Raw genomic sequence first — 23697 nt, 5'->3', positions numbered from 1 at the left:
TGGAACCTGCGCAGCGACCGCGCTCGCCGAGCCAGGCGGGGCGCAGCGGACACGGGCGCAGCCTTCCTGTAGCGCCTATGGAGCTGACATCACAAACGAATCGACCGTTGGCCTTGCGGCGCCGCTCTGCCGCTGTGCCACAAGGCCGCAGGTGCCGCGACGTGACGCGTGATGTCGCAGACGATTCAGCTCCAAAGGACCACTGCAACATCACCTCTACCCCGCCGGACGGCCTCCGTCGAAGCCTCTGCGCAGACTGGCCGATCCCCTGCGGAAGAAGCCACGTGCCAGAGTCCGAGCGAGGCGCGGTTTGCCCGGCGGTGGTTAGGCTTAGTGATGACCCTCTATTACCGGGACGACGCGGTGCAGGTGACCTCCGAGTCGATCCGGGCGGGCGGTCAGGTGATCGCCCTGTCCGATGTGACGTTCGTCTGGCACGACCGGGGGCAGAAGACCCTCGCCGTCCGCGGCCGTGTGCTGGGGCGCGGTGTGCTGGTCCTGCTGCTCTCGCTGCCGCCGCTGGTCGCCGTGGTCTGCGTGCTGTCGCTGGCCTGGTCGGCTCAGGACCGGGGCAACTGGCAACTGGCGTTGATCATTCTCGCCGCCTGCGCGGTGGGGGCGCTCGCGCTGGCACCGTTCCTGGAGATACCCCTCGGCTGGCTGGACCGCTCCTACGAGCGCGGCAACCACGTGCACGAGTTGTGGGTGCAGCACCACGGCCGGGAGGATCTGCTGGTGCGCACCCCGGACGCGCTACGGTTCGGGCAGATCTACCGGGCCGTGCAGCGCGCCGTCGAACAGCAGGGGGACCATCGATGACCACCCGCCGCGGCGAGGCCGTCGCCCTGGCCGGCCTGCTCGCGGCCGCCGGAGTCACCCATCTGGTCCGCCCCGGCGTCTACGACCCGATCGTGCCGCGCGCCCTGCCCGGCCCGGCCCGGTTCTGGACCTACGCCAGCGGGGTGGCCGAACTTGCGGTGGCGGCGGCGGTCGCGAACCCGGCCACCCGGCGCGCAGGCGGTCGGGCAGCCGCCGCACTCTTCGTCGCCGTCCTACCGGCGAACGTGAAGATGGCAGTGGACTGGCGGCAGCGCCGCCCGACGAAGCGGGCCATCGCGTACGGCCGGGTGCCGTTGCAGGTGCCGCTCATCTGGTGGGCGATGCGGGTGGCCCGCGCCGACACCGTCGGTCGACGGTCCCGCTGACCGGCCCCGTCGGGCGGTTGTGGCCCGGCCGACGCACACTTGATCCCATGGCGATTCCCCTCCCCACCCCGACCGCCGTGGTTGGCCTGACCCGCTCCGCTCTCGACCAGGCGCTCGGCTCGGCCGCCTCGATGGCCGCAGTGCCCGCCCGCGCGTTCGCCGTGCTGGACGGGGTGGAGGCGCTGCTGGCCCGGATCAACGGTGTGGTCGACCGGATCGAGACGACCCTCGACCGGACCGATCAGGTGCTCACCGACGCCGAGGCGGCGGTCTCCGAGGTGGCCGTCATCAGCGCCGCCGCGACCACCGCGATCGACACAGCCACCGAGGTGGCCACCGCAGCCGCCGTCGTGGTCGCCGAGGCCGACCGGGTCTCCCGGGCGGCGAGCACTGTGGTCGCCGAGGCCGACAGGGTCGCGAACCGCGCCGCCGCCACCGTGGACACCGCGACGGAGGCCGCCGCCACGGCGGCCGAGCTGCTGACGGCGTACGAGCCGGCGCTGCGCCGGGCCGCACCGATGGCCGGCCGGTTCGTCGAGGAGCTGAGCCACGAGGAGATCAGCGCGGCGATCCACCTGATCGACGAGCTGCCGAAGCTCAAGGAACACCTGACGGCGGACATTCTGCCGATCTTGGCCACGCTGGACCGGGTCGGTCCGGACCTGCACGACCTGCTCGACGTGACCCGCGACCTCAAGCTCGCCGTGGCCGGCATCCCCGGGTTGGGCATGCTGCGCCGACGCGGCGAGAAGCTCGCCGACGAGCCCATCAACTGAACACCCGCCCGCCTGGGCGGGCCGGCCGGTGTGCGGCGGGACGCGCTCAGGCCGGCACGTACAGCTCGTCGATCTCGGACCGTTGCGGTAGCGCCACCGAGGCGCCGAGCTTGCGGACACAGGCAGCGCCGGCCGCCGACGCCCAGCGCACCGCGTCGACCACGTCGCGCCCTTCGCCCCAGCCGACGGCCAACGCGGCGGTGAACGCGTCACCGGCGGCGGTGGAGTCGACCACGTCGACACGTACCGCCGGTACGTGCACCTCGGCACCGTCGCGGTCGACGTACCAGGCGCCCTCACCGCCGAGAGTGAGCACGGCCCGGGGGGTCAGGTCGAGCAGCGCACGGGGCTCCTCCCGACCTCGGCCGGCGAGTGTCTGCGCCTCGCCCTCGTTGACGACGAGCAGGTCCACGGCGGCGAGCAGCTCGGGTGGGAGGTCCCGTGCCGGTGCGGCGTTCAGGATGACCCGGGTGCCGGCCTCGCGGGCGGCCACCGCGGCGGCGGTCACGGTCTGCACCGGGATCTCCAGTTGGGCGACCAGGACGTCCGCCGCACGAATCGTGGTCAGTTCCTCCTCGGTGAGGCCGACCAGGGAGTCGTTCGCGCCGGGGGTGACCATTATGGCGTTCTCTCCCTGGGCGTTGACCATCACCAGCGCCACCCCGGAGGCGCCGTAGACCACGCGAAGCTGACTGGTGTCCACGCCGGCCGCGGTGATGCGGGCCTTGAGGGTGACGCCGAAGGCGTCCGAGCCGATCGCGCCGAGGAAGACACAGGAGGCACCGGCCCGGACCGCGGCCACGGCCTGGTTGGCGCCCTTGCCGCCGGGCACCATCACGAAGTCGGTGCCGAGCATGGTCTCGCCCTGACGAGGCAGCGCGGGCGCCATCGCGACCAGGTCCATGTTGGCGCTGCCCACCACGGCAACCCGGGTCTGCGGCACTGTCGCCTCCGCCTGTCCGACGCTCAGGCGGCGCGAGCCGTGAAGCGGTCGCCCGACCGCTCGACCACCAGTGGCAGCCCGAAGGTCTTGGAGAGGTTGTCACCGGTCAGCGTCTCGGCGAGCAGGCCCTGGGCGACCACCCCACCCTCGCGCAGCAGCAGCGCGTGGGTGAACCCGGGCGGGATCTCCTCGACGTGGTGGGTGACCAGCACCATCGCCGGGGCGTCCGGGTCGTACGCCAGCTCGGCCAGCCGGGCGACCAGGTCTTCCCGACCACCCAGGTCGAGCCCGGCGGCGGGCTCGTCGAGCAGCAGCAGCTCCGGGTCGGTCATCAGGGCACGCGCGATCTGCACCCGCTTGCGCTCACCCTCGGAGAGGGTGCCGTAGCGGCGTTCGGCGAGGCCACCGACGCCGAGTTGACTCAGCAGTGCCCGCGCTCGCGCCTCGTCGCCCCGGTCGTAGTTCTCCCGCCAGCGGCCGACCACCGACCAGGCGGCGGTCACCACCACGTCGCTGACCCGCTCGTCGGCGGGCAGCCGTTCGGCGATCGCGGCGGTGGTGAGCCCGATCCGGGTGCGCAGCTCGTTGACGTCGGTGCGGCCGATCCGCTCGCCGAGCACGTGCGCGACACCCGTGGTGGGGTGCAGCCGACCGGCGGCGAGGTTGAGCAGTGTGGTCTTGCCGGCACCGTTGGAGCCGAGCACCACCCACCGCTCGTCCAGTTCGACGCGCCAGGTCAGGTCCTCCAGGAGGGCGGTGCCAGAGCGGCGTACGCCGACGCCGTCGAGGCTGACCACCAGATCCGGGTCCACGAAAGCGGCGGCAGGCGCGGCGCCGGCAGCGCCGGGGATCAGGTCACCAGTCACCGCTCCATCCAACCACGCAGCGCCGCGGTGCCCCCCATGGGCGGCGCCCCAGCCATAGGGTGAAGCGCCGTGTCGTTGATCACCAAGCCCGAAGGACGGCCCATGCCCCTCCGACGTACGGAGCCGCGCGGATGAGCGCGGTCATCGAGATCGAGGGTCTGCGCAAGACCTTCCAGAGTCTGCGCAGCGGCCGACGGGTGGCGGTGGACGGGTTCGACCTGCTGGTCGAGGCGGGCCAGGTCCACGGCTTCCTGGGCCCCAACGGCTCGGGCAAGACCACGACCCTGCGGGCCCTGCTCGGGCTGGTACGCGCCGACAGCGGCCGGATGGCGGTGCTCGGCGAACCGTCGCCGGAGCTGCTGCCCCGGGTGGCGGGCCAGGTCGGTGCCATCGTGGAGAGCCCGCAGTTCTTCGGCAACTTCAGTGGCTACCGCACGCTGCGGTTGTTGGCCCACGCGGGTGGTGTGCCGGTCTCGCGGGTGGACGAGGTGCTGGATCTGGTGGGCCTGCACGACCGGGGCGATGAGCGGGTGAAGGGCTACTCGCTGGGCATGAAGCAGCGTCTCGCGGTGGCGTCCGCGCTGTTGAAGGACCCGCGGTTGCTCATCCTGGACGAGCCGGCGAACGGGCTGGACCCGGCGGGCATCCGGGAGATGCGGGATCTGATGCGGTCGCTGGCGGCCAACGGGGTGACAGTGCTGGTGTCCAGTCACATCCTGGGCGAGATCCAGCTGATCTGCGACCACGTCACGATCATCTCCCAGGGGCGGCGGGTCGCGACCGGTCGGGTGGACGAGGTGCTGGCGGGCCACGACCGGCACGAGTTCCTGGTCCGGGTGGCCGAGCCGGAGCGGGCCGTCGAGCTGCTGCACGCGGCCGAGCTGACGGCGGTCGTGGACGGCGGAGCGTTGGTGGTGAGCGGGGTGAGCGACCCGACGGTGGTCAGCCGGGTGCTCGGTGAGCAGGGTCTGTGGGTGGGCGAGCTGACGCCGCTCCGGCCGGATCTGGAGAGCGTCTTCCTGGAGCTGACCGGCGCGTACGAGCATCCGTCGGTGCCCCGGCAGGTCGGCGACTCGTCGCTGCCGCAGGGCGGAGCTGTGATCGACCTCGATCGGGGAGTGGACGCGTGAACCTGGTGCGTGCCGAGTTGGAGCGACTGTCCGCGCGTCGCTTCGTGCAGCTCATGGTCGTCTTGTTGGTGGTGGCGTTCGCGGTCACGGCGGCGACCACGCTTGTTGGTTCCCACAAACCGAGCGTCAGTGAGCTGAACTCGGCGCGGGGGCAGGCCGCCGAGGCGCGGCGTGACCTGGAGGCCAACCACCAGCTGTGCCTGGCCCGCCAGAACGGCGACGTCGTTGGCGACTCGGACGACTTCTTTCCCAGCGACTGCTCGGCGATCGACCCGATTCGGCAGGACCGGCTGCCGATCCCCGCCGACTTCCTGCCAGGTGTGTTCACCTTCGCCGATCAGGCGGAGCCGTTGCTGTACTTCCTCATCGCGTTCCTGGTGCTGTTCGGGTTCCTGGTCGGCGCCTCGTACATCGGCGCGGACCTGACCTCGGGCGGCGTGGTGAACCTGCTGCTCTGGCGACCGCGCCGCACGACGGTGCTCGCGGCCAAGCTGGGCACCCTGCTCGGCGCGGTGTTGGTGCTGTCCCTGCTGGCGTCGGTGGCCTACCTCGCCACGTTCTGGGTGATCGGGCAGACCGCCGGGCTGCCGGGCCGGCTGGACGGCGAGTTCTGGAGTTCGCTCGGCGCGGTGCACGGCCGTGGCCTGGTGCTGGTGCTGCTGGCCTCCGCGCTGGGCTTCGCGATTGCCACGCTGGGTCGGCACACCTCGGCGGCGCTCGGCGCGTTGGCCGCGTACGCGGTGGTCTGGGAGTTGGGCGCCCGGCTGGTCCTGGAGATCGTCGACGCACCGAACTCGGACCTGTTCATGCTCTCCAGCCACATCGGGGCGTGGCTCAACGGCGGTGCGCGGTTCTACGACGAACAAATCTGCCGGGGCAGCACCGGCCTCTCCTGCGAGGGGTTCTACACGATGACCTGGGGGGTGTCGCTGCTGGTGCTGCTGGCCATCACCGGCGGGCTGACGGCGGCGGCGTTCGCCGTGTTCCGCCGTCGCGATCTGATCTGAGGCTCTCACCGGGCTGCCCATCCTCCGATGGGCGGCCCGGTGGCCGGGCCGACCAGCAGGCGGCAAGAGCTTGCAACCTGCGAACGAGCGGTGAAATATTCCTTCACATGACCGCCGCAGCGGGCTCAGCCGACGGTGGAGCCGAACACCTCGTCGCGCACCGCGTCCAGGGCGGTGCGCAGGGCGCCTTGCAGGATGGGCTCCTCGGTCAGCCCGGTCGGCACCACTCGCGGCTGGACCAGTGTGATCGCCGCGACCTCCTGCTGCACCCGGTCGGCGAGCGCCGCACCACCAGCCTGGCCCACCTCGCCGGCGAGCACGACCAGCGGCGGGTCCAGCACCACGCAGGTGCTGGCCACGCCGAGCGCGAGCCGACGGGCCAGCTCGTCGAGCATCGGGCCGCCGTCGGCGCCGGCCGCGACGGCAGCGCGGACCGCCTCGGCGGCGTCGGCGTCCGGGTAGCCGTGCTCGCGGGCCACCGCGCGCACCGAGTCCGCACCGATCAGCTGCTGGAAGGCCGGCTTGGCGCGACGGGAGACGTCGCGTGGGATGGGCGCGCCGGGCACCGGCAGGTAGCCGATCTCGCCGGCCGCACCGCTGCTGCCGTGGTGCAACCGCCCGCCCAGCATGATCGCCAGGCCGACGCCGGCGCCCACCCAGACCAGCACGAAGTCCGACAGCCCCTGCGCTGCGCCGGACTGCGCCTCGGCAACCGCGGCCAGGTTGACGTCGTTCTCGAAGACCACCGGCGTGTGCAGGTCGTCCCGCAACGCGGCGAGCAGACCGCTGTGCCAGCGCGGCAGGTTGAAGGCGAAGGTGATGTCGCCGGTGCCGGGGTCGACCAGGCCCGGCGTGCCGAGCACGATCCGTCGTACGCTGCTCAGCTGCGCCTGGGCGCTGCTCGCGGCCTGCACGACGGCGTTGTGCACCACGCCCACCGGGTCGTCGGTGTCGCGGGTCGACTGCTCGACCCGGCCGATGACAGCACCGGTGATGTCGGCGCACGCGGCCACCACCCGGTCCGGCCCGACGTCCACGCCGACCACGTGCGCGCTGCTCGGGCGGACGGCGTAGAGCTGGGCGTTCGGCCCTCGCCCGCCGGCCTGCTCGCCGACCCGCGCGACGAGGCCGCGCTCCTCCAGCCGCTCGACCAGCTGCGAGGCGGTGACCTTCGACAGCCCGGTCAGCTCGCCGAGTCGAGCCCGGGTCAACGGGCCGCGTTCGAGGAGCAGCTCCAGCGCGGCACGGTCGTTGAGCGCCCGCAACAGACGGGGGGTGCCGGGCAGCCGGGTCGCACTCATGACACGTCCTCTAGTTTTAGTAAACTTTGCTAACTGTAAACCGACCTGCGAACGGGTAGCCGTAGCGTAACGGCCACTCGACGGTGGGACGCTCCGCCGAGTCGGCAGGGCCAGGACCACCACCGGTACGACGTTTCGTACCCGCGGGGCCACCGAAGGGGGAAGATCACGTGGGGTTGGATCCAGGACTGCGCCGGCTCGCGCTGGGCACGCTGCTGGCCGCGTACCCGGGACCGGTCCCGCCGGACTGGGCGGTCGACCTGCTGGCCGACGGGCTGGCCGGGCACACCCTGTTCGGCACCAACGTGCACGACCCCGCGCAGGTGGCGGCTAGCACCGCCGCGCTGCGCACCGGCCGGCCGGACGCGCTGATCGCCATCGACGAGGAGGGTGGCGACGTGACCCGGCTGGCGCACGCCACCGGCAGCCCGTACCCCGGCAACGCCGCCCTCGGGGCGATCGGCGACGTCGCCCTCACCCGACGGGTCTACCAGTCGATCGGCGCCGAACTGGCCGCGCTCGGCATCACCGTCAACCTCGCCCCCACTGTCGACGTCAACACCGCCGACGACAACCCGGTCATCGGCACCCGATCCTTCGGCGCGGACCCGGTGCGGGTGGCCGCCCACTCGGCCGCCGCCGTGGCCGGGTTGCAGGCCGCCGGCGTGGCCGCCTGCGCCAAGCACTTCCCCGGGCACGGCGCCACAGTCACCGACTCCCACCACGAGCTGCCCACGGTGGACGCTCCACTGGGCCTGCTCCGCCAGCGGGACCTGCCGCCGTTCGCGGCCATCGTCGCCGCCGGGGCGCGCGCCGTGATGACCGCGCACATCCGGGTGCCGGCGCTCACCGGCGCCGACCCGGCCACCTTCAGCCGAGCCGTCCTGGTCGACCTGCTGCGCACCGAGTACGGCTTCACCGGCACCGTCATCACCGACGCACTGGAGATGAAGGGCGCCGCGGTGGCCGCCGGCGGCGTCGGACCGGCCGCGGTCCGGGCCCTGAGCGCGGGCGCCGACCTGCTCTGCATCGGCGCGAAGGTCGACGCCGAACTGGTCGAGCGGGTGGCCGCCGAGATCGTCGACGCGCTCGCCGACGGCCGGCTGGCGAGGGCGCGGGTCGAGGAGGCGGCCGGCCGCGCCGCCGACCTCGCCGCCTGGACCCGGGCCGCCGGCGGGTCGCCGGTCACCGGCGACACCGAGCTGGGGTACTCGGCAGCGCGTCGAGCGGTCCGGGTGGACGGCCTGCTCACCGGCCTGGACCAGCCACTGGTGGTGCAACTGCACACCGAGTCGACGATTGCCGAGGGCCGGGTTCCGTGGGGCCTCGGTCCGCACCTGGACGGGGTGCCGGAGATCCGGGTGATCGCCGCCGAGACCGACCCGGCCACCCTGCGCGGGTTGGCTGGCGACCGCCCCATCGTGCTGGTCGGGCGACACCTGCACCGGCTGCCCGGCGGCCCGGAGCTGATCGCCGAGTTGGCGGCTCAGCATCCGGTGACAGTTGTGGAGATGGGCTGGCCGGCACAGTGGCGGCCCGCTGGCGTCCGCGCCTTCGTCACCACCTACGGCGCGAGCCACGCCAACGGTCGCGCCGCGGCCGAGGTCCTCGGCCTGGCCGGCTGAGCCACGGCGCCATCCGGCCGGGCTGAAACGCTCGGCCGGAGGGCGCGCTCTCGGCGGCGCACCAGAGTGTCCACAGTCACTGGCCGCCACTTCTTGAACATGTTCAATATCAGCCCTAGTCTGATGACGTCGGTAGTTGAACACGTTCAAGAAGGGCGTCCACATGGACATCAAGGTCTGGATGTACGTGATCTACCTCGCGGTCAGCGTCGGCCTGACCATCTGGGTGGCTCGAGCACTGTCCCGCAACGGGCTCGTCTTCCTGGAGGAGGTGTTCGCCGAGAAGCGACTCGCGCAAGCGGTCAACAGCCTCCTCGTGGTCGGCTTCTATCTGCTCAACCTCGGCTACGTCACTGTGGCGATGAAGCACTCCGACCCGGTGCGTTCGACAAGCCAGGCCATGGAAGAACTGTCACTCAAGATCGGCTTGGTGCTGCTGGTGCTCGGCGCGCTGCACTTCTTCAACGTCTTCGCACTCGGCCGCTACCGCCGAAACCGTCTCCGCCAGCTCGCCACCCACCCCCCGATCGCCCCGATCGGCCGACTCCCCATGCAACCCGCCCCGGCCGGACCGCAGTTTGTCGGCGCGTACCCGGGCGGAGGGCAGCAGACCGGCGCCCACCCGGTCGGACCCCAGCCGGGTGGCCCGCAGCCCGGTGGTCCGCAGCCCGGTGTCGGCCCGACGAACAACCCACCGACCCGATGACAGTGCCCCCGACCGACGGCGTCGGCCGGCTCCCGGATCCCACCGCTCACTCCGGCGGTGGGATCCGGGGGTTCATCGTCCTGTTCGACGCGGCCTGCCCGCTCTGCCGCGCCGCCCGCCGCTGGTTGTCGTCCCGTGCCCAGCTCGTACCCCTGGAGTTCGTGCCGGCCGGGTCCGCCGAGGCCCGGCGGCGCATCCCCGGCCTGGACCACGACGCGACGCTGCGCGACCTCACCGTGATCGCCGACACCGGCGAGGTGTACGCGGGCGACGGCGCCTGGTTCGCCTGCCTCTGGGCGCTGGCCGACCATCGATCCACGGCCGGGCGGTTGGCCCGACCGCACCTGCTGCCCCTCGCCCGGCAGACGGTGGCAGCCGCCTCGGCGATCCGGGAGCGGATCCGCGACCCGCGGGCCGAGCCGACCGACGAACCGGCGGGATACGGTGAGCCCGATGACCGAGCAGCCTGCGCAGACGACCACTGCGGGTGACCCAGCAACCGCCCGAGGCGAGCAGACCCGGCAGCTGATCCGGGACACCGCGATGCGGCTGTTCCGCGAACGCGGGTACGCCCAGACCACCATGCGGGCGATCGCGCAGGAAGCCGGCGTGGCGGTCGGCAACGCCTACTACTACTTCGGTTCCAAGGACCACCTGATTCAGGAGTTCTACGCCCAGGCCCAGGTCGAGCACCGGGCCGCCGCGCAGCCCGTGCTCGATCGGGAGGAGGCGTTCGGTCCCCGGCTCGCCGGGGTGCTGCACGCGGGGATCGACGTGTTGACGCCCTCACACGGGTTCGCCGCGACCTTCTTCAAGACGGCGGCGGAGCCCACCTCCCCGTTGAGCCCCTTCTCCGCGGAGTCCTCCGGCCCCCGAGAGGCGGCCATCGACCTCTTCGGCGAGGTGTTGACCGGCTCGACCGCCACTGTCGACGCCGAGCTGCGTCCGCAGCTGCCCGAGCTGCTCTGGCTCGCGTACATGGGCGTGATCCTCTACTGGGTGCACGACCGATCGCCGGACCAGACCAAGACCCGCCAGCTGATCGACGGGGCCGTACCACTGGTCGACCGGCTCGTGGCGCTGTCCCGGCTCCGGGTCCTGCGGCCGGTGACCCGACAGGTGCTCGACCTGATTCGCACGCTCCGTCACTGATCCGGCCGGCACCGACCGGCCAGCGAAGCCGCAGGTCAAGTCTGGTTTTCGACACTCCGAACCGACAGCTTCAACCTTGCCCCGAGCCAATTCGATACGTAGCGTGATCGACACGTAGCGGCTCGCCCACGGCGCGGCCGCTACACCCGGTACCGGGGCCTGGGGGGAGGTTGCGGACCGTGGATCCGGCCCGGGATCCACGGTCCGCGCCGGTACACACCGCCCCGCCCCCGCCCCCTCCCGCGCCGATCTTGCAGTTTCGGTTGCCTGGATGCGTGAAATGCCCGTCATGTCGCGACAGAAAGCGCAAGATCGCGGGCCTCTGCCGGTCAGCGGGGATAGACGCCGTACGCGCGCCAGCCCCGGTCCGGGAAACCGGCCGCTTCGGCGACCCGGGCCGAGGCGTGATTGTCCCGCTCGTGCAGGTAGGTGGGGACCGCCCCCTCGTCGAGCACCCGCCGCGCCGCCTGGGCCACCAGTCGACGGGCCAGACCGCGCCCCTGGGCCGCCGGCACGGTACCGACGGCCAACTCGTGCCCGTACGCGTCGTGCCGTTTGATCCCGGCACCCGCCAGGTAGCCGCCGTCCGGGTCGCGGACCACCAGCACCGGCCGGTCGAAGAGTCGCAGCCACGGTGGCAGCCCGGTGGCGGTCGGCTCGGTCCACTCCCCCACGTCGGGCAGCGGCGCGGGCGCCAGGGTCCACCGGAAGAGGCCGTCGTGTACGCAGAAATCGGGCCGGCCGACGGTCTCCGGCAGTGCGGCGAGCAACCGAGCCGGTGTACGGCTGACCAACGCGCGGGTCGCCGCCACGCGGTCCGGTGCCACGGAGAGCACGGCGCTCTGCCCGGTGTCCACGGCGAGCGCGGGGCGTAGCCGGCCGTCCCAGGCCGGTTCGGCCCGCCGCTGCGAGGCGACCACGTGCAACCCCGGCCCGGCCGGCCACTGGCCGAGCCAGGTGGCCAGGTGCAGGTGGAGTCGCCGGTCGAGCATGCGCACCTCCCCGTCACCCGACCCGTCGTCGATCACCGTACGCCGGACGGCAGGGCCGGGCGCAGGATACGTCAGGGCCGGGCGGTAAAGGGGTGCGGGAACCAGGCGTGCGAATCGACCGTCATATGTATTTCCATACCTGGACACCTTTGTTTGGGACGGTGAACGCATGCCGATTCAGCCGAGCGACCACTACCAGCAGGACCCCGAGCGACTCTGGCAGGCGGCGGAGGCCGTCGGAGGCAATCCGCCCCAGCCGCGCTACCGGAACCCGCGGACGATCGGCGGCGCGCTGTCGTGGGCCGGGCTGAACAAGCTGTCCGTCGGCAGCTCCGGTCGGCACCGCCTGAACACCCACTGACGCACCGCCGCTCGGGTGGCACCGAGGGTGCAGCCTCCGACGTTCGGAGCGACACACCGGAGGAGGTCCAGCGGCGGCTTTCGCACACCTGTCGGGTAATTTCTTGTGGTCCGCCATCCCGGCCTACGACAGGAGAAGCTCCGCGCATGGGCAAGAAGACGATTCACGTCTCCGACTTCACCGGCACGGTTCTGCAGCAGGACGACGAGGTGGTCCGCGTCGTCGTGCTGGAGCACCCGGACCTGGTCGCCGGGCCCGTGCAGTTGGATGCCACCCCGGGCGAGGTGGAGAACATCGACGACGCCGCGCTGGACGTCGCGGTGGTGGAGATCCACGACCGGCACGGTGGCGGCGAGCCCCGCCGGGTGGTGTTGACCGCCAGCGAGTTCGACGCGATGGCCACCGACGTGCCGATGGCGCAGCTGTTGAAGACGGCCGAGCGGGTCCGCCCACCCAAGGCCCGCAAGACCACCGAGAAGATCGACTACGGCACGCTGGAGCACGCCGGCAAGCCACACCGGGGCCGGGTCACCGAGGAGGAGGCCCGCCTGGTGCGTGAGCAACTCGACGAGGTCAACAAGCGCCTCGCCGACGCGGGCGTACGCCAGATCGACCCGGCCGATCCGGAGCACGCCCTGCGTTACGGCTTTCCTGAGGTCCCCTGACGCCGGGTTCTCACTTCTTTCCGACGGCGGCGGCGAGGGCGGCGGCCAGGTCGGCCTCGACCGTCGCCTTGTCCAGGCCGAGGTTGGTGAGCACGCCGGCGCCGTCCTCCTGCTCCAGCAGGGCGAGCAGGATGTGCTCGGTGCCGATGTAGTTGTGCCCGAGGCGCAGCGCCTCCCGGAAGGTCAGCTCCAACGCCTTCTTGCCGCGTGCGTCGTACGGGATGAGGTCCGGGACCTGCTCGACCCTCGGCGGGAGGACGGCGCCGACCGCCTCCCGTACCACCTCGGGGGTGGCGCCGCGACCGGCCAGCACCCTGGCGGCCAGCCCGTCCGGCTCGGCCAGCAGGCCCAGCACCAGGTGCTCGGGGCCGATCTCGGCGTTGCCGCTGGCCCGGGCCTCCTCCTGCGAGGCCATCACCACGTTGCGGGCGCGAGGGGTGAACCGGCCGAAGCCGGCGTTGGGGTCGAGCGCGGCCGTGTCGGTCGCCTTCGGCACGAAGCGCTTCTGGGCGGCCTGCTTGCTGACCCCCATACTGCGGCCGATGTCGGTCCAGGAGGCGCCCGAGCGCCGGGCCTGGTCGACGAAGTGCCCGATCAGGTGGTCGGCCACCTCGCCGAGGTGGTCGGCGGCGATGACCGCGTCGGTGAGTTGGTCGAGCGCGTCGGTGTGCGCCGTCTTGATCGCCTGGATCAGGTCGTCGAGCTTGACGGTGTTACCCATTTGGAGAGGATCTGTCATGCGTCAACCATAGGTTGACGCACCCGTGTCGTCAACCCCGAGTTGACGATGTGGCGTCCAGTCAGGCGGCGTACTCCGGCAGGAGTCGAGCGACGGCCGCGGGCGAGGGCATGCCGGCGATCTCCTCGGCGATCAGACGGGCCGCGTCGCGCTGCTCGCCCTGCCCCCGCCGCGGCAGCAGCAGGCGCGCCTGCTCGGCGATGGCGCTCGCGTCCACCTCGCCCGGAAGGAGCCGCACCGCGACGCCGGCGGCGGCGAGCGTGTCGGCGTTGGCGAACTGGTCGGCGCCCTGCGGCAGCAGCAACTGCGGTACGCCAACCGCTAGCGCGCCGAGGGTGGTGCCGCTGCCCCCGTGGTGCACCACCACATCGACGAGCGGCAACAACTCCGCCTGCGACACCCACTGGTGAACGCTGACGTGGTCGGGGATCTCGCCCAACTGTTCGACGGGCACCCGGCCGGCCGCGACCACCACCTCGGCGTCCAGCACCGCCAGGCCGGCGATGGCGGCACGCAGCAACTCCGGCGTACCGAACGCGGTGCCGAGGGTCAGATAGATCAACGGCCGGGACGTACGACGACTCACCCGCTCGGGCAACGGGGCCGGTGTCGAGAAGGCGACCGGTCGCAGCTCGATCCGACGTTCCGTGGCGAGGAAGTCCTTGTCCTGGAGCGAGGGCGGCCAGATGTCCAGGTGCGGCCGGCCGACGACCTCGGTGTTCCTGGTGGGCGGTTCCAGGCCGATGCCCTCGGGAAACATCCGCCCGAACCCGTGCCACAGGCCCGGAATCCCGGCGCGGTGAGCTGCCACTGCCGCCCCCGGCAGCCCCCACTCGTGCACCACCAGGTCGGGCCGCAGCCGCGCCAACTCCGGTGCGAGATCCTCGGCGTACACCTCGTAGAAGGCGTCGCCGGGCCGGAACGGCCGCAGGCCGTGCGTGGCGAGCGGCGCGTGCACCTCCGTCCCGGCGGCGAAGTGGACCTCGTGCCCGGCGTCCCGGGCGGCGATCGCCAGCGGGATCAGCGGATAGGTGTGGCCGACGGACGCAAGACTGGCGAACAGCACACGCATGGCGTCGGACCCTACCTGTCGCACCGTGGGCCCGGCCGGGTCCGGCGGCCCGTATACGGTGGGCTCCGGTCGAGCGCGGTCACCGGCGGGGAGGGCGGTCATGCGTCTGCACGTGGGGTGCGCGATGTGGAGTCACCGGTCGTGGCCGGGCCACCGGCTGCCGCCCACCGAGCGCCTGCGGCACTACGCCAGTTGGTGTGACGCCGTCGAGGGCAACACCACGTTCTACGCGACCCCGGCGCGGGACACAGTGGCCTCGTGGGCCGCCCAGACGGGTCCCGACTTCCGGTTCGTCCTCAAGCTTCCCAAGGTCATCACGCACGAACGCCGGCTCACCAACGTCGACGAACCGCTGCGCGTCTTTCTGGACGCCATCGAACCGCTCGGCCCGCGCACTCACGCCCTCTGGATCCAGTTGCCCGGCTCGTTCGCGCCCGCCGACGTCCCGACCCTGGGCCGTTTCCTGCAACAGCTTCCGCAGTCGCACCGGTATGCGGTGGAGGTCCGCCATCCCGCGTTCTTCACCGACGCCCACGCGGCCCGACTGCTCGGGGCGACCCTCGCCGCCGCCCGCGCCGAGTGGATCCCCTTCGACACGACAGCCTTCTTCGCGAGCCCGCCGACCAGCGACGCGGAACGCGACGCCTGGACCAAGAAGCCCCGCGTGCCGCTCCGGTCCCTCGCGCTGACCGACCGGCCGATCGTCCGCTACCTCGGTCGCGACGATTCGACGCGCACCGTCGAGGGGTGGCAGCGCTGGGTCGACGTGACAGTCACCTGGCTCCGCGAGGGGCGCTCGCCGACCATGTTCATCCACACCCCGGACAACGCCGACGCGCCGGCGCTCGCCCGCCGGTTCCATGACGAGGTACGAGCACGCGTACCCGGGCTCGACGCGTTGCCCGAGCCGATCCCGGTCGAGCCGCTGACGCTGTTCTGACCCGACCGGTCAACCCTGCTGGTCGAGCAGGTCGTCGAGGTGCGCCGCCGTGCTGATCAGCGAGAGATGGCTGAACGCCTGCGGGAAGTTGCCGATCTGCTCACCGGTCGGCGCGATCTCCTCGGAGTAGAGGCCGAGCGGGTTGCTGTAGGTGAGCATCTTCTCGAAGGTCAACCGGGCGTCGTCGATCCGGCCGGCCAGGGCGAGCGCCTGCACGTACCAGAAGGTGCACATGTTGAAGGTGCCCTCGGTGCCGGCGAGGCCGTCCGGCGAGGCTCTCGGGTCGTAGCGGTAGACCAGGCTGTCGGAGACCAGCCCGGTGTCCATCGCCCGCAGCGTCGACTCCCACATCGGGTCGGTCGGCGAGATGAAGTTCAGACCGGGCATAGCCAGCAGCGACGCGTCCAGGATGTCGGAGCCGTAGTGCTGCACGAACGCGCCACGTTCCTGGTTGAACCCCCGCGTCATCACCTGCTGGTAGATGGCGTCACGTTCGGCGGACCAGCGGGCGATGTCACCGGGGCGGCCCCGGCGTCGCGCGATGCGGATGGCCCGGTCCAGCGCGACCCAGGACAACACCCGACCGTAGGTGAAGTCCTGCCGACCGGAACGGGTCTCCCAGATGCCGTCCTCGGGCTGGTCCCAGTGCGCACAGAGCCAGTCCATCAAGCCGGCCGTCTTGCGCCACCCCTCGTACGGCGCGATCAGCCCGTTGCGGTCCGCGAGCTCCAACGAGACGAGCGCCTCGCCGTAGATGTCGAGTTGGAGTTGCCCCGCGGCGCCGTTGCCGATCCGCACCGGCGCGGAGCCGCGGTATCCCTCCAGGTGACCCAGCACCTCCTCGGGGAGGTCCGGTGAGCCGTCGATGCGGTACATGATCTGCAGGGGAAGGTTGCCGTCCCGTGCCTCACGGATGCGCGCGTCGAGCCAGAGCAGATACTTCTCGGCCTCGTCGGTGAAGCCCAGGCGCAGCAGCGCGTGCACGGAGAAGGACGCGTCCCGGATCCAGGTGTAGCGGTAGTCCCAGTTCCGCTGCCCGCCGATCTGCTCGGGCAGCCCCGCGGTGGGCGCGGCGACCAGGGCGCCGGTCGGTGCGTACGTCATCAGCTTGAGGGTCATCGCCGACCGCTCGACCGTCTCCCTCCAACGGCCCTTGTACCGGGAACCGCTCACCCACCGCCGCCAGTAGTCGCGGGTCTCGGCGAGCAGATCGCACGCCTCGTCGGTGCTGAGTGCGCGGGGTGCGTGCGGACAGGCAGTCTCCAGGGTCACCCCGCCGATGTCACCGGCGTGCAGGGTGAACGACGCGGACACCCCGTCGGCGTCGCGTTTGATGTTTCGCGTCTCGAACTCGCGGAGCGAGTTCTTGAAGGCGGCGAGGGTGAAGCTCATCGTCGCGCTGCGGAAGACGTCGCCCTCGGGGTGCACCTCCAGCTCGTACGGATCGCGCCCGTAGTTGAACCGTGGGTGGCAGTGGAAGCGGAACCGCATGCTCCCCCGGACCATCCGTACCAGCCGGATCAACCGGTGCCGGTCGGTGGCCTCCGCACCTGTGACCGGCATGAAGTCCAACAGCTCACCGACACCGTCGGCGCTGTGGAACCGGGTGATCAGGATCGGCGTACCGGGCAGGTAGAGCTGCTTGCTCGTGTAGTCGACGCCGTCGGGCGAGAGCTGGAAGTGGCCGCCGTTGCGGCGGTCCAGCAGCGCGCCGAAGACGCTCGGCGAGTCGAAGCGGGGCGCGCAGAACCAGTCGACAGTACCGTCCGTGCTGATCAGCGCCGCGGTCTGTAGATCACCGATCAGACCGTGGTCCTCGACTGCCGGGTAGCTGTCCACGCTGTCCCCCGCCATCAGTACTGGCAATGGCGGCGACTACCCGGGCACCGTCGAAAGATGCGGCCCGCGGCTGGACACGGTCGAGACCACCGCTCATTGCGGAAGCACACCTTCCGCAATCGTCGATAGCGTCACCACCGACGACATCGACGAGAGGACACCCGATGAGCCTGCGAGGATTCGCCACCCTGAACATCTGGGCGGACGACGTGGAAGCGGCCACCGCCTGGTACGCGGACTTCCTCGGCGTCGAGGCGTACTTCATGCGCCCCGGCCCCGACGGACGCCCGGCCTACACCGAGTTTCGCATCGGGGACTACCAGGCCGAACTGGGCATCATCGATCGCAAGTTCGCACCGGCCGGCGCGGCGACCGGACCCGGCGGCGTGGTCATGCACTGGTACGTCGACGACCTTGACGCGACAGTCGAGCGGCTGCTGGCGATGGGTGCCACGGAGTACCAGCCGATCACTCCGCACGGAGACGAGGGGTTCATCACCGCGGCGGTGGTCGACCCGTTCGGCAACGTGCTGGGGGTCATGAAGAACCCGCACTACCTCGACGTCCTCGCCTCACTGAAGACCACCTGAGGGGGCGCGCGCGGCGTTCCCGACGCGCGGCTGGGGGCTCGGCGACAGTGGCGGAGGTGCCGGGGTGGGTCAGTCCCACTCGTCCCGGTCCGCCGTCCGCCGCACCAACGCTGCGGCCTCGTCGGCGTTCAGCCCGCTGGCCATCAACAGGTCGTGTGCCGACGTGCGGAAGTCACCCGCAGCGATCATGCCGGAGTAGCCCAGCCGGTGGGTGTGCGGGCGGGTGGGGTCCGACGCCGCGGGTCCCTGCGCCTTACCGACCAGCTCGACGGCGGTCAGGATCTGCTGGCGCGCCTGTTGCGGCTCGGCCCGGGCGCGGATCGCGCATCGCAGCGTCTGCACGCTGTCGGCCAGCAGGTCGATGGCCGCGGGAAACTCGTCCGGCACCGGTTCGCCGTCCCGCAGGGCCCTGGTGAGCCTCCTCGCGATCGCTCGCAAGCTGTACAGGGTGCGTTCCATATGTCGGACGGCATCGGTGTAGTAGGCCAGGGATGGGCGCTCCCGCCAGCGCAGTGGTGCCAGTCTCACCACCTCCTGTGCGGCGCCCAGGCCCTCGTCGAGCACGGTCAGCCGGGAGCCGAGACCGCGTAACGCATCCAGGCTCCGCTGTGCGCCGTCAAGATCCCGAAGGCGTAGCGCCCCGGCCAGGTCATGCATGGCGGCGATGGCCGGGTCGAGGACGGGTTCGGCCAGACGCCGCACGGTCCGTTGCGGGTGGATGGGCACCACCAGCAGACCGACCGCCAACCCGACCAAGCCGCCGACCGCGGCATCGACGAAGCGAGGAACGGACAGGTCACGCACTGGCGGTTCCAGTGTGGCGATGAGCACCGCTGTGCCACCGGCCTGGGTGAGCAGGGAGCCACCTCCCTTGAGCAGGATGGCGACGATGATCGCCAGTACGACGACCAGGCCGGTCTGCCAGGGCCCGATGCCGAACAGCGGCATGACCGCGTCGCCGACGGCGAGCCCGAGAACGACCCCGACCAGCAGCTCGATGGTGCGCCGCAGGCGTGAGCCCATCGCGGCGGCCACGATGCCGACAGCTGTGGTGGGCGCGAGCACCGGGGCGGGGTTGTCCAGGAACTGGGCCCCCACGAACCAGGCGATCGTCGCGGCGACGCCGGCCTGCACGGCGAGGAGCCCGTAGAGGCGCAGGCGCCAGGCGCGGGAGCGCACCCCGTGCCGCACCCGCTCGCGCAGGCCGTCCCACGTTCGGTCGACCCGGGACACCCCGTGCGGGGGCGGGTCGTTGTCAGCTGCCGGCTCCTGCGTGGCGGGCATCCGCGCCGCTTACCCGGCGGAGACGTACCTATCCGGCCAGAGCTGAATGGTGTGGTGTCCCGTCAGTGGGCGGGGTTCGGCGTGTGCGGGAGTTTGCCGAGTTGGCGCCAGTTCGTCTCGGCGACGTCGACACCGTAGTGCTTGGCGGCGGCGAGAATGTTCTGGAAGGCCAGGTCGCGGTCCTTGTCGGTGACGCCCTGCACCTGATCGAACCGGGCGATGGCGTTGCGGACGTGGCTGGCATCGGTCATCGGTTCCTTGCGTTTGTCGGGGAACGCGAAGACGCTCTCCGGCAGCTCGCGCTTGTCCTTGTCCGACAGGCCGCCGTGCTTCTCGTGGGGCTTCCAGGTTGATGTCATCGCCCAGCATTACCCGCGCGCTGTCCGGCAGCACCTCCGCAACCGACATTTGCCGGACAGGGCCCGCGTACTTTAAGGAAGGTTTAAAGACCTTCCGGGCGCGGGCCGGAAGCGCCTAGCATTCGGCCGCCGTGGCCGTTCGGGTCATCCTGGCGTCCACTCGTTGGGAGTGACAGTGTCGTACGACAGCGCGCCACCGCCCCGTCATCGCGTCCCTGGCTGGCTCGGCCGCAACAGGCTGGGTGTGGCCGTCGGCGCGGCGGCCGTACTCGTCATCGCGGCGGGGGGCGTGTACCTGGGTTCAGGCGCACCGCAGCCCGAGCCGTCGAACGCGGCCAACGCCCTCGACTACCCGTCGTCACCGGCCGGGCAGCCGGCGGCGACCGGCGTGGCGGTGTCGGCCTCCGCGACGCCGTCAGCCTCCACGACCCCGTCGCCCGGCGCGACGCCGTCGACCGCAGCCGCGCCGAAGGTCCCGGCAACCGGCTGGATTCCGGTCGACCGGGCAGCCTGGAAGGCGCAGGCCGACGCGTACCGGGCGTTGACGATCGACCCCGTCCCGTCCGGGGTGGGCAACCTGCCGGAGTTCCGGGCGGACTGCCAGTACAGCCACCGGCTACCGGATGACCCGATCGTCGCCCCCGGACTCCCGGGCGCGTCACACATGCACTCGTTCGTCGGCAACAAGGCCGTCGACGCGAACACCGTCGCCGGGGACCTGACGAAGTTCACTGCCACCTCCTGCAAGCCGGTCCAGGACCACTCCGCCTACTGGGTGCCCACGCTCTACGACAACGCGACGGGAAAGCCGGTCGAGACCACCGGGTTCCGGGTCTACTACCGCTCGCTCGCCAAGAACTCGACCGGCCAGATGCCGATGCCCAACGGCCTGCGCATGATCTCCGGTGACGCCAAGAAGAAGAAGCCGACCCCGCGCGGCGCGACCGGCCAGTTCTACTGCGCCTTCTACGGCCCCGGTGACCTCGACGGCATCGCCCGCAGCACCAACGGCAACTGGCCGATCTGCGGGGGCGACGCGACGCTGCACTTCATGATGCAGTTCCCGGACTGCTGGGACGGCAAGCACCTGGACAGCCCCAACCACAAGGACCATGTGGCGTACGGCAGCGGCAACTCCTGCCCGACCAGTCACCCGGTCCGGATCCCGGCGATAACCTTCGACATCCAGTACCCGGCGAAGGGCACCCCGGCGGGCTACTACCTCTCCTCCGACAAGGAGGGCAAGAGCGCCTCGTCGATGCACGGCGACGCGTTCGTGATGTGGGACGTCAACACCATGAACAAGCGCACCAGGAACTGCGTCCAGGGACGCCGGACCTGCGACAACTACGGCTATCAAAAGTAGCCGGGGCCAGGCCCGTGTCGGCCTGGCCCCGGAGTCTGGTCGGGTCAGCTACGCAGCGTCCACCGCTGGTTCGTGCCGCCGTTGCAGGACCAGAGGATGAGCTTGGTGCCGTTGGCGGTGGCGGCGCCATTGGCGTCGAGGCAGAGCCCGGACTGGGCGTTCGTCACGGTGCCGTTGGCGTTGAGGTTCCACTGCTGGTTGAGCCCGCTGTGGCAGTCCCAGATGATGACCGCGGTGCCGTTGGCCGTGCCGGCCCCGGAGGCGTCCAGGCACTTGTTGCCATACACGGTCAGTTGCTTGCTGGCGGTCTGGGTCCACCGCTGGTTGGTGCCCGTGGAGCAGTCCCAGAGTTGGGTCTGGGTGCCGTTGGTGGTCGAGGAGTTGGGCACCTCGGCACAGCGACCGGACTGGGCACCCACGAGTTGTCCACTCCCCGTACCGCTGCCACCGCCCTGCTGCTGCCGGACGATCGCTGTCGACTCGGCCGACCGGTTGCCCTGTGCGTCGACGACGTAGAGCCGGTACTCGCCCTGAGTTGCCGGCACGGCGATGGACGTGGCGGTGCCGGCTGCCCTGGTCATCGTCGCCCCGGCGGTGAAGGTGGTCGTGCCGTACGGCGCCAACCAGACCGACTTGGTGGCGTCGCCGATGCTCCGGATCGGGATCGACGCCGTGGCACTGGTGACGAAGGTGCTGGCTGGCAGCACATAGTTCGGTGCGGAGAAATTGCTCGCCGGAATGACGTCCCGGTAGGCGTCCTCAAGGCCGGAGTTCGCGGCTATGCCGTATGCCGCCGCCGGCCAGACATAGTCGGACGAGACGAGGATGTCGGCGACGGTGCTGTTCGGCAGATTCTTGTTCGAGACCTTGTTGATCGGGCCGTAGATCTGCGTGATGCTCAGATCGTGCTTCCGCCCGAAGTCGTCCGAATTGATCATCCAGGTGACGTTCTTGTCGATACTCAGGACGTTGTCGCGGAACGTGATGAACGCCGATCCCTCATCCGGGTGCAGTCCGTACTTGTGGCCCGACGGAACACCCTGGAGATAGTTGTTGGTGATGGTGGTCCCGGGCTGGCTCCCGAGCGTGTAAATGGGGGCCGTGTCGCTGAGGCGCTGCACAGTGTCGATGATGTGGTTGTAGCTGATGGTGTTGTTTCTCGCCGTGGTGGTCGGTCGGTTCGGCACGATCGAGCCCGACGACCCGTCGAAGTTCCACCAGCCCCAGCCGAGCGTGATGCCGGACCACGGGGTCTTCTCGATCCGGTTGCGCTGGATGGTGAGGGTGTCGACGAAGTACGCGGAGATGGGGCTGTGCCCGTTGAACAGAACCGCGCTGTCGTAGAGGTAGTTGTTCTTGATGTCGATGTTCTTCGGTAGCCCCTCGACCGACGCGGAGTACTTCTCCCGGTTGGTCGACGTGCCGTCGCCGATGTAGACGTGCTGCGGATGGCCCACGAGGATCGCGGACCCGGCGACGTCGTTGGTGTGGTTGCCGATCAACTGCGTGCTCTGCACGTCGTTGACCATGCTGATCCCGTCGGCACCGGTGTGCTGGATCCGGTTGCGTTGCAGGAGGATCCCGTCGGCGTTCTGCACCTGGACGATGCCGGGGACCACGTCGACGTTGCGGTAGTGGTAGACGTGGAAGTTGCCCTTGGCGTACACGTTCGCGCTCAGATTGCCCTGCTGCGCCTGCTTGAGGACCGAGCCTGCGACGTTGACCAGGTTCCAATCGGAGTGCTGCACCGTCAGGCCGGAGAACGTGATGTTGCGCGCGTGGCTGCTCGTCGAGGTGCCGGCGACCCGCAGCACTGTGGAGACGTTGTTCGGCGCGTAGACCGTCGCTGTCGACATGTTCTCGGCGCTGGCCTTGTAGTAGTAGAGCGTGCGGCTGGTCTTGTCGAAGTAGAACTCCCCGGGGGCGTCGAGGAACTCGTAGGCGTTCATGAGCTTGTGAGTGCCACCCACCTGGGCGTTGCCGTTGAACGAACCCTGGGCGATGGCCGCCCCGGGTTGCTGGAAGAGAGCGACCCGGTTCGCGCCGTCGGAACTCGTGGTCACCTGGCGGACGCCCACGATGGCAGTGGTCCAGGTCGTTCCGGTCTCGATCTCGATGTCGTCCTGGTTGTTGGCGACGGCCGGGAAGTCGTTCAGGCCGTATTTCGCGCCGTCGCACTGCGAGCCCGACTCCCAGGCCCAGGAGGCCTGGTTGGCGGTGATGTTGTACGTCCCGTAACAGCCCGCCGAGCTGATCGTCTTCGACGCCATGAACGCGCGCTTGTCATTGACGTAGAGCGCCCGCAGCTTGTTGGCGCGGTCGAGCGGAGCCTTCCAGATGTTGCCGCTGTGCTGGCTCCACCCGGTCACCTGGACGCCACCGTCGAGGACGGGCTTCTCGTTGCTGTAGGCCGCGTAGCTGACCCGGAATCCGTTGGTGCCGGAGTCGCTCGTTCCGAATTCGACGGTGCTGCTGACCGGATAGGTGCCACCACGGAGGTAGACGTTGACGTCGCCGGTCATGTTCGTGTTTACCGTACGAACGACGTCCCGGGCGCGTTGGACAGTCCGGAATGGCGACTCCAGAGTGCCCGGATTGGCGTCGTTACCGCCCGGGGCTACATAGTAGGTCGCCTGGACCGCGGCCGAGGCCGGCAGTTGGTTTGTCAGCACTGCCGGCAGTGTGGCGGCGACAAGCGCCGCCACCGCCAACACTGACATTCGAGCGGTGGATATGGCTGACTTCACGTCTGTTCCTCTCACTGGTCGTCGATGTGGTG

24 protein-coding genes are annotated in these 23697 nt (G+C 70.6%); 14 read left to right on the top strand and 10 right to left on the bottom strand.

Annotation, left to right across the window (positions count from 1 at the left end; all coding sequences use genetic code 11):
- The first annotated feature begins 336 nt into the window (after window positions 1-336).
- Genes NIE79_RS10625 through NIE79_RS10615 form a run of 3 tightly spaced genes read left to right on the top strand, consistent with a single transcriptional unit; the run spans window position 337 to window position 1981 of the window.
- A complete protein-coding gene (locus tag NIE79_RS10625; RefSeq protein WP_238678379.1) occupies window positions 337-819 on the top strand; it encodes a DUF6232 family protein in 483 nt (160 codons plus the stop codon).
- Complete coding sequence (locus tag NIE79_RS10620; protein WP_238678378.1) at window positions 816-1205, top strand: DoxX-related protein; 390 nt, start codon at window positions 816-818, stop codon at window positions 1203-1205. Before NIE79_RS10625 ends, NIE79_RS10620 begins: the two co-directional genes overlap by 4 nt.
- 47 nt (window positions 1206-1252) lie before the next feature.
- The gene (locus tag NIE79_RS10615; RefSeq protein ID WP_238678377.1) at window positions 1253-1981 is read left to right on the top strand and encodes a hypothetical protein; all 729 of its coding nucleotides are present in this window, start codon (window positions 1253-1255) and stop codon (window positions 1979-1981) included.
- Window positions 1982-2027: 46 nt separating this feature from the next.
- Here NIE79_RS10615 and NIE79_RS10610 read toward each other — a convergent pair whose 3' ends face one another.
- Window positions 2028-2924 carry a ribokinase gene (locus NIE79_RS10610; RefSeq protein ID WP_238678376.1) on the bottom strand — a complete coding sequence of 299 codons (897 nt, stop codon included), beginning with the start codon at window positions 2922-2924 and terminating at the stop codon, window positions 2028-2030.
- Between the two features lie 23 nt (window positions 2925-2947).
- The gene (locus NIE79_RS10605; RefSeq protein ID WP_238678375.1) at window positions 2948-3790 is read right to left on the bottom strand and encodes an ABC transporter ATP-binding protein; all 843 of its coding nucleotides are present in this window, start codon (window positions 3788-3790) and stop codon (window positions 2948-2950) included.
- Between the two features lie 131 nt (window positions 3791-3921).
- Here NIE79_RS10605 and NIE79_RS10600 point away from each other — a divergent pair, with 131 nt between their 5' ends.
- On the top strand, window positions 3922-4920 hold the full coding sequence (locus NIE79_RS10600) for an ABC transporter ATP-binding protein (RefSeq protein WP_238678374.1): 999 nt from the start codon (window positions 3922-3924) through the stop codon (window positions 4918-4920).
- Window positions 4917-5927, top strand: a complete 1011-nt coding sequence (locus tag NIE79_RS10595) for an ABC transporter permease subunit (protein ID WP_238678373.1) — start codon at window positions 4917-4919, stop codon at window positions 5925-5927. The genes NIE79_RS10600 and NIE79_RS10595 overlap by 4 nt, the downstream gene beginning before the upstream one ends.
- Before the next feature lie 125 nt (window positions 5928-6052).
- On the opposite strand, the gene NIE79_RS10590 is transcribed toward NIE79_RS10595, so the two are convergent.
- Window positions 6053-7228 carry an ROK family transcriptional regulator gene (locus NIE79_RS10590; protein ID WP_238678372.1) on the bottom strand — a complete coding sequence of 392 codons (1176 nt, stop codon included), beginning with the start codon at window positions 7226-7228 and terminating at the stop codon, window positions 6053-6055.
- Between the two features lie 170 nt (window positions 7229-7398).
- Here NIE79_RS10590 and NIE79_RS10585 point away from each other — a divergent pair, with 170 nt between their 5' ends.
- The 4 genes from NIE79_RS10585 to NIE79_RS10570 all read left to right on the top strand — a co-directional run bounded on the left by NIE79_RS10585 (window position 7399) and on the right by NIE79_RS10570 (window position 10711).
- Window positions 7399-8853 (top strand): glycoside hydrolase family 3 N-terminal domain-containing protein, encoded by a 1455-nt coding sequence (locus NIE79_RS10585; protein WP_238678371.1) that lies wholly within the window; start codon window positions 7399-7401, stop codon window positions 8851-8853.
- Between the two features lie 136 nt (window positions 8854-8989).
- Entirely contained in the window at window positions 8990-9559 is a 570-nt protein-coding gene (locus NIE79_RS10580; protein WP_238678370.1) for a hypothetical protein, read from the top strand.
- Window positions 9556-10050 carry a thiol-disulfide oxidoreductase DCC family protein gene (locus tag NIE79_RS10575; RefSeq protein WP_238678369.1) on the top strand — a complete coding sequence of 165 codons (495 nt, stop codon included), beginning with the start codon at window positions 9556-9558 and terminating at the stop codon, window positions 10048-10050. The genes NIE79_RS10580 and NIE79_RS10575 overlap by 4 nt, the downstream gene beginning before the upstream one ends.
- On the top strand, window positions 10013-10711 hold the full coding sequence (locus tag NIE79_RS10570) for a TetR/AcrR family transcriptional regulator (protein ID WP_238678368.1): 699 nt from the start codon (window positions 10013-10015) through the stop codon (window positions 10709-10711). The genes NIE79_RS10575 and NIE79_RS10570 overlap by 38 nt, the downstream gene beginning before the upstream one ends.
- A gap of 329 nt (window positions 10712-11040) precedes the next feature.
- Here NIE79_RS10570 and NIE79_RS10565 read toward each other — a convergent pair whose 3' ends face one another.
- A complete protein-coding gene (locus NIE79_RS10565; RefSeq protein ID WP_238678367.1) occupies window positions 11041-11703 on the bottom strand; it encodes a GNAT family N-acetyltransferase in 663 nt (220 codons plus the stop codon).
- Between the two features lie 169 nt (window positions 11704-11872).
- On the opposite strand from NIE79_RS10565, the gene NIE79_RS10560 reads away from it, so the two are divergent.
- The gene (locus NIE79_RS10560) at window positions 11873-12064 is read left to right on the top strand and encodes a DNA repair protein (protein ID WP_238678366.1); all 192 of its coding nucleotides are present in this window, start codon (window positions 11873-11875) and stop codon (window positions 12062-12064) included.
- A 146-nt stretch (window positions 12065-12210) separates the two neighbouring features.
- A complete protein-coding gene (locus NIE79_RS10555) occupies window positions 12211-12729 on the top strand; it encodes a hypothetical protein (RefSeq protein WP_124855122.1) in 519 nt (172 codons plus the stop codon).
- A gap of 10 nt (window positions 12730-12739) precedes the next feature.
- On the opposite strand, the gene NIE79_RS10550 is transcribed toward NIE79_RS10555, so the two are convergent.
- Together NIE79_RS10550 and NIE79_RS10545 are read right to left on the bottom strand one after the other, a co-directional pair.
- Complete coding sequence (locus NIE79_RS10550; protein WP_238678365.1) at window positions 12740-13468, bottom strand: Clp protease N-terminal domain-containing protein; 729 nt, start codon at window positions 13466-13468, stop codon at window positions 12740-12742.
- A 61-nt stretch (window positions 13469-13529) separates the two neighbouring features.
- Complete coding sequence (locus tag NIE79_RS10545; RefSeq protein WP_238678364.1) at window positions 13530-14540, bottom strand: glycosyltransferase; 1011 nt, start codon at window positions 14538-14540, stop codon at window positions 13530-13532.
- A 100-nt stretch (window positions 14541-14640) separates the two neighbouring features.
- Between NIE79_RS10545 and NIE79_RS10540 the strand changes: the two genes are divergently transcribed.
- Window positions 14641-15480 carry a DUF72 domain-containing protein gene (locus tag NIE79_RS10540; RefSeq protein WP_504893474.1) on the top strand — a complete coding sequence of 280 codons (840 nt, stop codon included), beginning with the start codon at window positions 14641-14643 and terminating at the stop codon, window positions 15478-15480.
- 9 nt (window positions 15481-15489) lie between these two features.
- On the opposite strand, the gene NIE79_RS10535 is transcribed toward NIE79_RS10540, so the two are convergent.
- On the bottom strand, window positions 15490-17319 hold the full coding sequence (locus NIE79_RS10535) for a glycoside hydrolase family 15 protein (protein ID WP_238678404.1): 1830 nt from the start codon (window positions 17317-17319) through the stop codon (window positions 15490-15492).
- A 164-nt stretch (window positions 17320-17483) separates the two neighbouring features.
- Between NIE79_RS10535 and NIE79_RS10530 the strand changes: the two genes are divergently transcribed.
- Window positions 17484-17909, top strand: a complete 426-nt coding sequence (locus NIE79_RS10530) for a VOC family protein (protein WP_238678363.1) — start codon at window positions 17484-17486, stop codon at window positions 17907-17909.
- Between the two features lie 69 nt (window positions 17910-17978).
- Here the strand turns inward: NIE79_RS10530 and NIE79_RS10525 are convergent, their stop codons facing one another.
- Both NIE79_RS10525 and NIE79_RS10520 read right to left on the bottom strand, forming a co-directional pair.
- Complete coding sequence (locus NIE79_RS10525; protein WP_238678362.1) at window positions 17979-19193, bottom strand: FUSC family protein; 1215 nt, start codon at window positions 19191-19193, stop codon at window positions 17979-17981.
- Between the two features lie 62 nt (window positions 19194-19255).
- The gene (locus tag NIE79_RS10520) at window positions 19256-19552 is read right to left on the bottom strand and encodes a DUF6582 domain-containing protein (RefSeq protein WP_238678361.1); all 297 of its coding nucleotides are present in this window, start codon (window positions 19550-19552) and stop codon (window positions 19256-19258) included.
- Window positions 19553-19727: 175 nt separating this feature from the next.
- Between NIE79_RS10520 and NIE79_RS10515 the strand changes: the two genes are divergently transcribed.
- Window positions 19728-20918, top strand: a complete 1191-nt coding sequence (locus NIE79_RS10515) for a DUF1996 domain-containing protein (protein ID WP_238678360.1) — start codon at window positions 19728-19730, stop codon at window positions 20916-20918.
- A gap of 44 nt (window positions 20919-20962) precedes the next feature.
- Here the strand turns inward: NIE79_RS10515 and NIE79_RS10510 are convergent, their stop codons facing one another.
- The gene (locus tag NIE79_RS10510; RefSeq protein WP_238678359.1) at window positions 20963-23638 is read right to left on the bottom strand and encodes a ricin-type beta-trefoil lectin domain protein; all 2676 of its coding nucleotides are present in this window, start codon (window positions 23636-23638) and stop codon (window positions 20963-20965) included.
- Between the last annotated feature and the right edge of the window lie 59 nt (window positions 23639-23697).

Source organism: Micromonospora trifolii (genome assembly GCF_022229005.1).
Lineage (GTDB): Bacteria > Actinomycetota > Actinomycetes > Mycobacteriales > Micromonosporaceae > Micromonospora > Micromonospora trifolii.
The sequence above is the reverse complement of the archived record's forward strand: the minus strand, read 5'-3'. Positions and strand labels throughout refer to the sequence as shown.